General features: G+C 43.2%; 9 protein-coding genes. 5 read left to right on the plus strand and 4 right to left on the minus strand.

Annotated elements, in window-relative coordinates; genetic code table 11:
• The first annotated feature begins 262 nt into the window (after positions 1-262).
• Positions 263-460 carry a lasso peptide gene (locus F6K52_RS21745; protein ID WP_293082479.1) on the plus strand — a complete coding sequence of 66 codons (198 nt, stop codon included), beginning with the start codon at positions 263-265 and terminating at the stop codon, positions 458-460.
• A gap of 214 nt (positions 461-674) precedes the next feature.
• Here the strand turns inward: F6K52_RS21745 and F6K52_RS21750 are convergent, their stop codons facing one another.
• Entirely contained in the window at positions 675-797 is a 123-nt protein-coding gene (locus tag F6K52_RS21750) for a hypothetical protein (protein ID WP_293082482.1), read from the minus strand.
• 125 nt (positions 798-922) lie between these two features.
• On the opposite strand from F6K52_RS21750, the gene F6K52_RS21755 reads away from it, so the two are divergent.
• The 4 genes from F6K52_RS21755 to xth all read left to right on the plus strand — a co-directional run bounded on the left by F6K52_RS21755 (position 923) and on the right by xth (position 7,048).
• The gene (locus F6K52_RS21755) at positions 923-1,849 is read left to right on the plus strand and encodes a hypothetical protein (RefSeq protein ID WP_293082485.1); all 927 of its coding nucleotides are present in this window, start codon (positions 923-925) and stop codon (positions 1,847-1,849) included.
• Between the two features lie 8 nt (positions 1,850-1,857).
• Positions 1,858-3,675 (plus strand): ABC transporter ATP-binding protein, encoded by a 1,818-nt coding sequence (locus F6K52_RS21760; protein WP_293082488.1) that lies wholly within the window; start codon positions 1,858-1,860, stop codon positions 3,673-3,675.
• Positions 3,676-4,912: 1,237 nt separating this feature from the next.
• Positions 4,913-5,968, plus strand: coding sequence for a hypothetical protein (locus tag F6K52_RS21765; protein WP_293082491.1), 1,056 nt, complete (start codon positions 4,913-4,915; stop codon positions 5,966-5,968).
• A gap of 291 nt (positions 5,969-6,259) precedes the next feature.
• Positions 6,260-7,048 carry an exodeoxyribonuclease III gene (gene xth, locus F6K52_RS21770; protein WP_293082494.1) on the plus strand — a complete coding sequence of 263 codons (789 nt, stop codon included), beginning with the start codon at positions 6,260-6,262 and terminating at the stop codon, positions 7,046-7,048.
• Between the two features lie 364 nt (positions 7,049-7,412).
• On the opposite strand, the gene F6K52_RS21775 is transcribed toward xth, so the two are convergent.
• From F6K52_RS21775 to F6K52_RS21785, 3 genes are all read right to left on the minus strand, one after another.
• Positions 7,413-9,506 (minus strand): response regulator, encoded by a 2,094-nt coding sequence (locus F6K52_RS21775; RefSeq protein WP_293082497.1) that lies wholly within the window; start codon positions 9,504-9,506, stop codon positions 7,413-7,415.
• A 9-nt stretch (positions 9,507-9,515) separates the two neighbouring features.
• A complete protein-coding gene (locus F6K52_RS21780; RefSeq protein WP_364419010.1) occupies positions 9,516-9,980 on the minus strand; it encodes a response regulator in 465 nt (154 codons plus the stop codon).
• A gap of 278 nt (positions 9,981-10,258) precedes the next feature.
• On the minus strand, positions 10,259-12,837 hold a 2,579-nt coding region (locus tag F6K52_RS21785; protein ID WP_293082500.1), incomplete at its 5' end, for a GAF domain-containing protein.

Consider the following 12,837-nt stretch of genomic DNA (forward strand, 5'->3'; position numbering starts at 1 on the left):
AATGATTCTTCACGGTTCTATTGTAGAACTAACCGAAATCACTAGACCTTATCGCATTGCAGATGTCCTAATTTTCAATGGTGATTTGGCTAATCCAGCGGCTACATCAGATGATTCCAGCAGCCTGGACTGCGATAACAATGGTAATTGTGCTCCGTTCCAACTACCATAACAGGATTACTACTAGTAATAGTGAATAATCTATAGTTAAAATCAGGGTGTGACTACCTTAAGCTACCCTCAGCAAAAGGAAAGTAACACCATGGAAAAGAGCTACGCTACTCCAGAGATGATTGTTCACGGCACCATTGAGCAGCTCACCCAAATCGCTGGACCTGATGGTTCGTTAGATGTCCTGATTTTCAATGGTGATGTGGCTAATCCCCAAGCTATATCAGATCACTCATACAGCCTAGACTGCGATAACAATGGTAATTGTGATCTGTTCAAACAACAGTAACAGGATTACTACTGGTGATGCTAATTAATCTATAGTCTTTCCTCAGGGTGTCACTACCTTAAGCTAGCGTCAGCAAAAGGAAAACACCATGGAAAAGAGCTACGCTACTCCAAAGATTATTGTTCACAGCACCATTTAAGAAATCACCGAAATCATTGGACCTGGCAAGATTGCCGATGTGCTGATTTTCAATGGTGATTGTGAACCGTTCAAACTACAGTAACACAATTACTACTGGTAATTCTGAGTAATCAATATCAGTAGCGCTATTACCAAAGGCGATAAAGGCATTATCTACTAATAAATTATCTACTACTAAATTATCTACTACTAGCAAGATGATCCCCCAACTCGTTAGTCCTGCAACACTGACTCAGCAGAAGGGTCTTGAGTAGAGTTAGGGGACGCGTTTTCTGCTATCAAGTTCTCCGATCAAGTTTAACCTGCTCCTAAGTATCAATTATGTACATCTATACGGCCTACAACCTTTGTATTCACTCAGAGATCCCCTTACCCGAGCTGATGGAGTCTGATGGACCCCCTGATGTGATCATACGTTTCGGGAAATTGAGTCATCTTCCTCCAGAAACAGCCAATTGGAGCAACCGTGTCCTTGGGGAATTGCATGGCAAAGCAAAGGTTTTAATTGAAGATGGGCGAGAGATTACGATTGAACCTGTGACAGGAGCGGACAACTCCAAGCTCAGCCCTAACATCCTTGGAGCTTGTATGTCTGTGGTGCTACGACAGCGGGGATTGTTAGTACTCCATGCTAGCAGCATTGTGGTCAACAATCAAGCGATCGCATTCATGGGTGGGTCAGGCTGGGGTAAATCCACCTTAGCAGGAGCGTTTCATCGGAAGGGTTATCAAGTAATAACTGATGATGTCATGCCTGTCAACCTTGATGACGGTTATCCTTTGATTATTCCTAGCTTCCCTCAGATTAAACTTTGGCCATCAGCAGCGGATTCTCTAGGACACAATTCAAAGAACTTACCACCTCTTTACCCAAACGCCCCAAAGCTTTCCTACACATTCACTGATGGGTTTCAACGCACTGCTGTACCCCTGAAGCGGCTCTATGTATTAGCCAAGGGAGACCAACATCAGATTACCAAGCTAACGCCTCAACAAGCTTTCCCTGAACTAGTCCGTCATAGCCGTGATGTAGATGTGCTAATCGCTCCAGACTGTGTCAGTACTCATCTGCGTCAGTGCGCCAGTCTCATCAAGACTGTATCTATTAGCCGCTTCACCAGAAAGCCTAATCTAATGGAACTTCCTGATCTAGTGGCTTTGGTGGAGAAAGATATCGAAGAACTAACTACTTCTGATCGTAGTAAAAACGATACCCTCAACACTAGACTTGTAACCTCTAAACTTTAACACAAAAAATGGGAGCAGGCAAAACCTTAAAAACAAAAATCCAGCAAACATTACGCCTTTTGCCTGCACTGCGTCTAGTCTGGCAAAGCAGTCCCTTTTTGACAGGAGCTCGCGTAGGACTTTTGCTGGTTCAGGGGATATTACCTCTACTATCAATTTATCTTACTAAACTAATAATTGACACAGTAACTGACGGATTACTTAATGCTGATAAAGAAGCAGTCTTTCGTGATGTTTTACTTTTCCTAATCTTAGCCGGTACAGTTACACTTGTCACTACTCTTTTGAACTCGTTAGGTGAAGTAGTCAATACTGCTCATTCTCAGCGAGTGACTGACTACATGCAAGGGATTATTCATGATAAATCCCTAGAAGCTGACTTAGAGTACTACGAAAATGCCCTATACTACGATACATTACAAAGAGCTCAACAAGAAGCGCCCTACCGACCGCCCCGAGTCCTCAATCGTCTCACACAGATAGCTCAAAATAGTATTTCCTTGTTAGCGATGGTGAGTTTATTACTCTCCCTCCATTGGGGAATTGCTGGAATTTTATTTATTGCTGCCATACCCGCGATGGTGGTGCGGGTAAAATACTCTCGGGTTATTTATCGTTGGCAGCGCAAAAAAACACCGATGGAACGGCAATCCATGTATTTGGGTTATATGCTAACCTCAGACCAGTTTGCTAAAGAAATTCGCTTGTTTGATTTAGGGGTTTTCTTTACTGACTGGTATCGTCGCATCCGAGAGCAACTCTATAAAGAAAAAGTAGCCATTGCCACTGGACGCTCCTTTGCTAACTTCGGTGCTCAAGCCGTTGCAGGAATGTTAATCTTTTCTGTCTATGGCTTTATTGTCTATCAAACTGTTTATGGAGATTTGCGCTTAGGAGATTTAGTGCTGTATCACCAAGCGTTGCAGCGGGGACAAAATAATATTCGAGCGTTACTAACTAGTATATCTGGTCTTTATGAAGATAATTTATTCTTAGCTAACCTCTACGAATTTCTGGATCTAAAACCTAACGTTGTTGAACCAACGTATCCCAAACCAATTCCCAACTCCATGAGCGGTGGTATTGTTTTCGATCATGTTAGTTTCCAATACGGTACTACAACTCGTAAGGCACTTACAAACATTAATCTGACGGTGCGACCAGGGGAAACTATCGCCCTAGTAGGAGAAAACGGTTCCGGTAAAACAACCTTAATTAAACTATTGTGTCGTTTGTACGATCCAACCGCTGGCAGCATCACCATTGATGGGATTGATATCCGCAATTTTAAAATAGCTGACTTACGCCGCCAAATCAGTGTGATTTTCCAAGACTACGCTAAATATAATTTCACAGCTAAGGAAAATATCTGGTTAGCGGACATTGATTTACCACGAGATCACGAAACGATTATTGATGCTGCTCGTCGTTCTGGTGCTGATGATGTTATCACTAGTTTACCCCAAGGGTATAATACTATGCTGGGGAAATTATTTGACCAAGGGGAAGAACTTAGTATTGGTCAATGGCAGAAAATAGCCTTAGCACGAGCTTTTCTACGAGACTCTCAGGTGATTGTATTAGATGAACCTACCTCTGCTATGGATCCTAAGGCAGAATACGAGGTGTTTATGAAATTTCGTGAACTGATCGAAGATCAAGCTGCTATTCTGATCACCCATCGCTTATCTACTGTAAAAATGGCTGACCGGATCTATGTGATGGACCAAGGTTCAATTGTAGAAAGCGGTACCCATGCGGAACTGATGCAGTTAGATGGTACTTATGCCCATTTGTTTGAAACTCAGGCTAAAAATTATCGCTAACTTGAAGGTAAGCATTTAGCAAAAGCGCTACGCGCACGCTACGCGAACAGCTATTAGCTATCAGCTATCAGCTATCAGCTATCAGCTATCAGCTATCAGCTTATGCGTCCCAGGGTCGTTCGCACAGCGTGGCCAAACGCGCCCCGCGTGGCCTTTTGGCCAAGGCCAAAGCCTGTGCCACGGTACTGTTCGCGCAGCGTGGGCGTAGCGCAATCGGTGCTTTTGAATAAAATAAGCTGACCGCTGAGCGCTGAGCGCTGACTGCTTACCTTCTTAAGCTGATGCGCATTTAAATTGGTTTTTTCCTGTTCCCTGTTCCCTGTTCCCTGTTCCCTTTGAGCAATTTAGGTATCCCAATCTAAATGCTGAACAGCTTACTTCCCTACTCCCTAGCTAATACAATAGCATTTCCATTTGAGATGTGAACATAGAATTAAACCCTTTAGGGAACAGGAAAGTCGGTATCTGGTCACAGTAGTAAGGAATACAGATTTTTTTATAGTAAAAATAACCATATGAGTTTACAAATCATTTGTAAATTTTATAATAATTACTAAAATTTTTAGAGATATTTTTTTGTCAGAAAATTTAAGTTTTATTAAAATTTTAGGTAGTCGTGAAAAAAAACCGATTAATTAGGATACATTTTAATTAATTTGAAGCGCTCAAATTATCAATCTGAATCCGTTTAAGACAGTCTAAATGCTACTCAGGGTAGAATCTGCCATTAGATTCATGAGCCATGGACTGTGAATCAAAATTTAGAATGGTATTTAGAATCAGTAGTAACTGTAAAATCACTTATAATAACCCTCACAATTTTTCCTTATCAAGGGAAAATTAGGGGTATCATTAAAATCTCAAATACTTGGTATTAGATTTTTATTGGGTAAGTCCTTACTTTGATAGTTGTGGCAAATTATTGGGTTGTCAACTAGTCAAATTTAACGATAAATCCCTAAACCATAAGGCTGCTTTATTGTCAGCTTAAAAAGCTAATTAATAAACCTTAATAGCTAAACGGTGCGCTTGACCCGTAATTAAATTCGCCACGGGTCGCACCGCAACTTAACTACATATAGTGAGGGCGCAAGCCTTGCGCCCCTACAATTAGGCTTAAGCAACGGATGCCAGGGGAATTTCTGAATTGGAATAGCTGATCAAGGGGAGTCAAGAAACTACTGTATCAGTTTCTTACAATTGCATCTACGCGCAATAGTTATTTGAGAAATTAATTATGAGTTTGGATGGCACAATCTCTAAGTGTTCAGTTGGCGATATTTCCGAAATTGACAGCCAATTAGTCGATTTCAAAGTTTTGGGTGGCAAAAAGCAAAAGCTGTTTTCTTATGTTGCTTATGGTTTGGGAATCCACTCGGCGCTACCAATCCCAAAGTTTATCCCAGCAGAAGTAGAGTGTGATGTTACGATTCACATTCACAGTAATGATTACAGTACGGCCTCAGCCGTAGGCCAAACGCGAACGCCGAATCGCAAAATCAGTGACTACATTCCAAAGGAAGTTATCCAGCAGCCGATGGCTTTGCAGTTGAGTCCAGAGGAGGCGGTGATTTATCTTAAAGACACAGGGCTGTTTCTGGTACAGGGGGGAAACAGGATTACGATCATTCCTGCAGCAGAAGCCTCGCTGAGCCGCATTCAAACGGCTCTAGTGGGAACTGTGATGGCGATTCTGCTCTATCAGCGAGGATTATTGGTGCTACATGCCAGTGTAGTCAATATTAATGGTGGTGCGGTTGTTTTCTTGGGTAATTCTGGTGAGGGTAAGTCTTCAATTGCTGCTGCACTCCATACTCAGGGATACAGAATCATCACTGATGATGTTGCACCTGTGACATTGGATCAGGGGACAGCGAAAGTTGCTTCTAGCTTTCCTCAAATTAAACTAAGTCGAGAAGTAGCTAAGGTTTTGGGATATGACCAGGATAAGCTTGGTCTGCTGATAGCGAAGTTAAATAAACCTGGCTATAGGTTAAATCAGGATTTTACCGAAGCGCTACTACCAATCCGGTGCATCTATGTACTGGTTTCAGGTTCACAGTTGAGTATTAAGCGTCTGAAACGTCAGGAGGCGGTGATGGAACTATCCCATCACTCCTGTCTAAACAGTTTATTTGACTCTGAGAAAGCATGCCATCTTCTTCAGTGCGCTCAGCTTGCCAATCAGTGTAGTGTCTATCGTCTCCAGCGACCTCGTAACTTGGCTTTGTTGCCTGAGTTAGCGAGGTTGGTGGCAGAACACCAATTTATACAGGGCCAAGTTACGAGGTAACAGGTAATATGATAATTTACCCAAAGCGCGATTATCGATTACTCAAAAAGACGTCGAGCTCCTAATCAACTGTTATCAAAAACTGTAACCAACCCCTTCAATTTAGTTGAAGGGGTTTACTGTAATATGTCCGACGTGATATCTCTTTATTGACCGCTACACTAGCCTGTTTAAAGCTATGGTACTCTGGTTTTGATGTCTGAGTGGAAGGCATATATATCCTGCTCCCCAATGCTGGAGTAAAGGTAGTTGCTGTATGTTCTCGACTAAATATAATCACCTGTAGGACTAATGAAAATCGCTACCTGGAACGTCAACTCAATTCGGAGTCGCCAAGCTCAAGTAATAGATTGGTTGCAACGAACCCAAGTAGATGTGCTTTGCCTGCAAGAAACTAAAGTAGTGGATGCCCAGTTTCCGCGATCGCTTTTTGAAGAATTGGGGTATTACCTTTATATTTCTGGGCAAAAATCCTATAACGGTGTAGCCATCTTTAGCCGGAAACCAGCCACAGACGTAAGTACTGGCTTTGCTGCGGTCTTGGATACAGCTCAGGTCGGGGACTTAGATGAACAAAAGCGAGTGATTAGCGCTACAGTAGATGGGGTCCGCATTGTTAACCTCTATGTTCCCAATGGGTCTTCGGTGAACAGTGAGAAGTATGACTACAAGCTACGTTGGCTGAAGATACTGCGGGACTATTTACACAGTATCCTAGAACAACAGTCCTATGAACTTTGTGTATGTGGGGACTTTAATATTGCCCTAGAAGACCTGGATATCCATGATCCTAAAGGCAAAGAAAAGCATATCATGGCGTCCCCAGTAGAACGTCTTGCCCTACAATCTGTCTTAGACCTAGGTTTAGCAGATGCCTTTCGCAAATTTACCAAAGAAGGGGGTAATTTTAGTTGGTGGGACTATCGCACCCGTGCCTTTCGTGGTAATAGGGGTTGGCGCATTGACCATATCTACCTAACCCCCAATCTTTACAATCAAGGGATTAGTTGTACCATTGACATAGAACCGAGAAAACTAGAGAAACCTAGCGACCATGCCCCTGTAATCGTCACGTTTTAGTCAAGTTTTATACCGAGTTGCATTCAAAGAGAGTAGATTGCTTGAATAGGGAGATTGGGAGATTGGGAGATTGGGAGATTGGGAGATTGGGGGAATAGAAAGTTGTATCTTTGACCGCAACTTAGTATGAAAGGGAAAAGCTATGCAAATGGAAAATAGAAAATGGCAAATGGCAATTAAACTTAATTCTTTTAATTATTAAAAATAACAACTAAAATCAACAATTAACAATTATAGAAGTCGAAGTAAAGGTTAATAAGTATTTATTATTCCTGCTCCCTGCTCCCTGTTCCCTGTTCCCTGTTCCCTGTTCCCTAAAACCGAGAACTTTCTACTCACCAAATTGAGAACTTATATATCATAATTAACGACCTTTAAGCACACGTTCAATAGCTTGCAATAATTCCTTAGCGGTGTAAGGTTTTGACAAAAAGGTCTTAACCCCAGCTTCAGCCGCCGCATCGACTTTATCGCTGACAGGCAACCCACTGATGCCAATAATTTTGATCTCGGAGTTAATGTCTCGCAATCGAAGGATGGTTGTTGGTCCATCCATAACCGGCATCATCATATCCATCAGCACCAAGCTAATATCGTCCTGATGTTGCCTATAGAGTGCGATCGCTTCCCTACCATCCCTGCTACTTATCACCCTATAGCCATAGTTTTCTAAGGACGTCTTGGTAATCTCACCAATAGCGGCTTCGTCATCCACCACTAAAATCAACTCACCGTTTCCTGTGGGTAGTTCTAGTTCTTCCTCGGCAGGAATTGGGGAGTATTCTACTGCAGGCAAATATACTTTAAAGTGAGTACCTACCCCCACTTCACTATACACATTCACAAAACCGCTGTGACTTTTAACAATACCTCTGACCGTAGACAAACCCAGTCCTGTCCCTTGACCGATTTCTTTAGTAGTGAAAAATGGCTCGAAAATTCTCGGCTGTATTTTCAGGGGAATACCAATGCCAGTATCAGCAACAGTCACCACAATGTAGGAACCGACATCGGCATCAATATGCATCCTGGCATAGTTTCGATCTAAAAAAATATTTTGGGCAGATAATGTCAAGGTTCCACCATCAACCATAGCATCACGAGCATTGATGCAGAGGTTCATCAACACTTGGTGCAGTTGTGTGGCATCCCCAGATACAGACCAAAGATTAGGGTCGATATCCGTAGACAGTTCAATCGATCTCGGAAATGTTTCTTGAATAATGTGGCGAATTTCCCGAATCAAATGCCTAACTTGTAAAACCGTTGGTTGACCTGTAACACCCCGAGCAAACGATAAAACTTGCTTAACTAAACCAGCACCCCGTCTAGCATTATTCTCTACAGTTTTTAGGAGTTGCAAATGCCGCTGATCTGAGATTTTAAGCTGCAACAGTTGAGCGGACATTAGAATAGGAGCTAATAAGTTGTTCAAATCATGGGCAATCCCCCCAGCTAAGGTACCAATACTCTCCATGCGCTGAGCGTGGAGAAACTGGGTTTCGAGTTGTTTCTTCTCAGTGATATCAGTATTGACAATCAAGATTGATTTAGCCTGTCCCTGAGGATTTTGCACCAAAGTCCAGCGACTTTCAACAATAATTTCTTTGCCATCTTTGGTGACTTGGTTCAATTCACCATACCACTCCCCTGTTTTGGCAACACTTTGGTCTGCCTCGGCTAGCTCAGCTGGTGCTTGTTGGTACAACAGTAGATGCTCTTTTTTTCCAATAACTTCTGCTGCCTGCCAACCGTATAGAGACTCTGCCCCTTTATTCCAAAATGAGATAGTATTGTCTAGAGCCCGAACCAGTATGGCATCCGTTGCCACATCCAACAACGCTGCTTGTTCCCGAATTTTTTGTTGTGCTTGCTGGCGCTCAAGGGCATAGCGGATGGAACGCTCTAGTAAAGGTGCTCTGAGCTGACTCTTATCTAGGTAATCGGCTGCCCCAGCTTTCATCGCTTCCATGTCAACCTCATGGTCTCCCTGAGCAGTTAGGAGAATAATCGGTGCTGTACACCCCCTGGCAATGGCTTCACGCAAGAGTTCAAGTCCATTATGCTCACCAAGACGGTAGTCCAGTAGATAAACATCATGGTGGTTATGACCAATCATTTCTAAGCCTTTAGCATAGGTTGCCACCCAAGTCAAGGAAAATATAGCCCTCCGGTTTTCCGACAGTAAATCACGAGTTAATATATAGTCATCTTCGTCATCATCAACGAGTAATACGTTAACCAAAGGGTTGTACATTGGTCTGGCACCAGAAAAATCGAAGGAAATTAGTGGAGAGTCGAGAGTTCTGAGTTCTGAAAAGGGTAAGGAATTTGCCAGGTTTGTGCTCAAGGACGATTGATCAGGGTCAGTTTTGGATATAGTCCTGAGTGGATCAGTCTTTAGTGGTAAACTAGAAATAACAGGACTTTCAGGTTTCGGTTGTGAGCATTTACTCATGGTAGTATGTTAGGGCAATCTATTCCCTTCTGGGGGCAATTCGGCAATGTCCAACCAGTACTTTTTTAACGTTTGCATCACCTCAATTAGGGAACTATAGGTGACAGGCTTAACGATGAAAGAATTTGCTCCTAAGTTATAACTGTGATAAATATCTTCTTCAGCCTTTGAAGTAGTCAGCACCACGACTGGTATAACTCGTAGATTAGGATCAGCTCTAATTTCTCTGAGGGCCTCACGACCATCTTTTTTCGGCATATTTAAATCCAGTAGGATTAAACTTGGACGAGGGGATCTACTCACCTGCCTGTGTTTACCACGGTGATAGAGATAATCCATCAATTCCTCGCCATCACTGACAAAGTATAGCTCATTGGTCAACTTACTCTCTAAGAGAGCCTCCCTTGCCAACAGACAATCATCCGGATCATCATCTGCCATTAAAATTACCACGGGATTTCGGCTTTCATTCACTAAGCATTATCTCCTCGACCAAAAATTATAAAGAAATTATAAAGTAATCATGAAGGAATTATGAAGTATAAAGGGGTAAATTGGAAGTATTTTATTGATTACTCACTCAACTACTAGTATGTTTTCATTATTTAACGTTTACCCTTAAACCTTAAACCTTTAATCTTAAATCTTAAACCTTCAACTTTAAACCTTAAACCTTAAACCTTAAACCTTTAATCTTGGCCTTAAGGCAGTAGGCCACGCTGCGCGAATGGCCACGCGTGCGCGTTCAATCTTCAACTTTGTTTAATTGGCACCGTAACAATAAACGTAGCCCCCTGTCCTGGTGTGCTCTCTGCCATGATGCTACCATTATGGCGCTCAACAATCCTACGGCAGATAGCTAGACCGATACCGGTTCCTTCATACTCGCTACGACCATGGAGCCGTTGAAAGGTTTGGAAAATGCGATCGCTATACCTGGGTTCAAAGCCAATACCATTGTCTTCAACTATAATCTGACAACGCTCATTAACGGTGGTGCCTCCATAACTTAAAGGAACACTTTCCTGAAGCAGTTGACTATAAATTTTAACGAGGTTACCTCTTTGTTCTGCTCGGAATTTAAGTCCGTTAGTGATCAGGTTTTGCAAAAGTTGACGCATTTGCAGGGGATCAGCTTCAATAGTATGTAGTTCACCGACTTCCACTACGCCACCAGATTGCTGGATACGTAGTTCTAAATCAGAGAGTACTTCTTGCACCACTTGAGCTAGATCAGTAGCAACCAAAGGTCTGGCCTTAGTGGTCACCCGGGAAAGGCTAAGCAAGTCATTGATTAACACCTGCATCCGTTCTGCGGCATTCTGCATCCGTATCAAGTAGTCTTGCCCCTGATCCGTTAACTGTTCATGATACCTGGTCTGAAGGCGATCGCCAAATGCCCGAATCTTGCGCAGGGGTTCTTGCAGATCGTGGGATGCTACATAAGCAAACTGTTGCAGTTCCGCATTAGAACGGGCAAGTTCCTGACGCTGACGGGTTTCTGTTCCTAAAAGCTGGGCTTGGGCTAAGGCAATACCAATTTGGTCGGCCAGTTGTTGCAACAATTCACTCTCAAAGTTAGTCCATTGTCGTGGATTGGCGCACTGATGGGCAATCAACAAACCCCAAAGTTTGTCTTGTTGCTGAATTGGCACCACTAGGTTAGCTTTTACCCCAAACTGTTGCAGCATTTCGACATGGCAAGGTTCGATATTAGAGTTTTCTATGTCACAGATGTTGCTAACCCTTCCCTGACGATACTGGTCTAGGTACTCTTCATGAAAGCAAGGATCTTCGATGCTTTGTCCGAGCATGATTGGCCAACCCGGTACTACGGCTTCTTGAACCACTTTTCCCCAGCCATCAAAAGTCAGTTGGAAGAGTACAACTCGGTCAGCCGTGAGAAATTGTTGCACTTCTGTAACCGCCGTTTGCAAAATCTGATCCAGTTGTAGATACTGGCGGATTTTCAGGGTAATTTCTGAAAACAATTGCGTCCGCTGATTTTGGCGCTGGAGTTCTTGCTCTGCTAGCTTGCGCTCACTAATATCATCCACCACATAGGAAAATCGGGGGCGAACAGTGGTTGTGTCAGGAATTGGGCATACAGTGGCGCATAACCACCGGGTATCGGTTTCAGTGGTGTGATCATACTCGAAGGAAATGGGTTGATTCCTTTGTTGGCTTTCTCGGTAATGGGTAATCCAGCGACGGATATGAGTTTTGGGTGCCCCCAGCTCACTGGCTAACCGATTCTGCATGGCCTCTGGTGTAGTCCCGAAAAAATCCGCCGTACTGTTATTATCAGAAATATGCAGGATGTCATCTTCCAAAAGTTCCACAACTCCCATCAATAGTGCGGAACTGTTGAAGAAACTACGCAGGGTCGATTCACTCTCCAGCAGTGCAGCTTCTGCCTGTTGGCGCTCTATTTCTGCTTGATGAGCTGCAATCAATCGACCAAGACTTTGAGCCATTAATTCTACAATTTCCCGTTCGTGAGGCTGGAAATCCCTTTCTCTGATCTGGGTTGAAGAAAAATTCAGGGAGCCGTAGACTTCACCATAGACAAATATAGGAGTCCCGATATAGGACTCAAGTTTTAGAGTTTGGTAGACTGGATGAGCGTGCATCAGTGCTATGTCACCTACATGAGTATAGGCAATGGTCTTTTTTTCCCGAACGACAACAGCACAATAGGTATCTTTTAATTCAAACTCTGAGCCAGAGACTAACCCTTCTAAATCAGACCTGACTGACAGGATGGTATAGGAATTCAGGTGTACTTGACTTATAATGCCAGTGGGCATTCCTAAAATTTCACAACCCGTCTCCAGGTAGTCGGCATACAGCAGCTCAAAGTTTTGGTAATTGGTGGTATTCAGCCGATGTAAGTGTTTGAGGTTGTTACTGAAAGTTTCCAGGGCCTGAGACTTTTGCAAAAGTTCCTCGTCTGCGTGCTTGTGTTCAGTGATGTCCCGTCCTACTGCCTGGAGCTCAATTAATTGACCCTGTTCGTTAAAGATGGCACGATCGCTCCACTGCTGCCAGCGAATCTCTCCTGTGGGCATAATCACCCGGTGTTCAACCGTTTCTACCGGATTCTCGGGCCTTAGAGAAGTAATACACTTTTCTAGCTTTTTGAGATCCTCATCGGGAATCAATGGCAAAAACCGTTGCCCAATCAACTGTTCCTCTGATTTGCTGAAATAGCGACAGTAGGCACCATTGACAAAGGTAAGAGTTCCATCAGGACGGAAACGACAAATCAGTTCGGTTTGATCTTCAACAATAGCGCGATAGCGAGCCTCGCTTTGATACAATTGCTGCA

Source organism: Moorena sp. SIO3H5 (assembly GCF_010692395.1).
In the GTDB taxonomy this organism is placed as follows: Bacteria; Cyanobacteriota; Cyanobacteriia; order Cyanobacteriales; family Coleofasciculaceae; genus Moorena.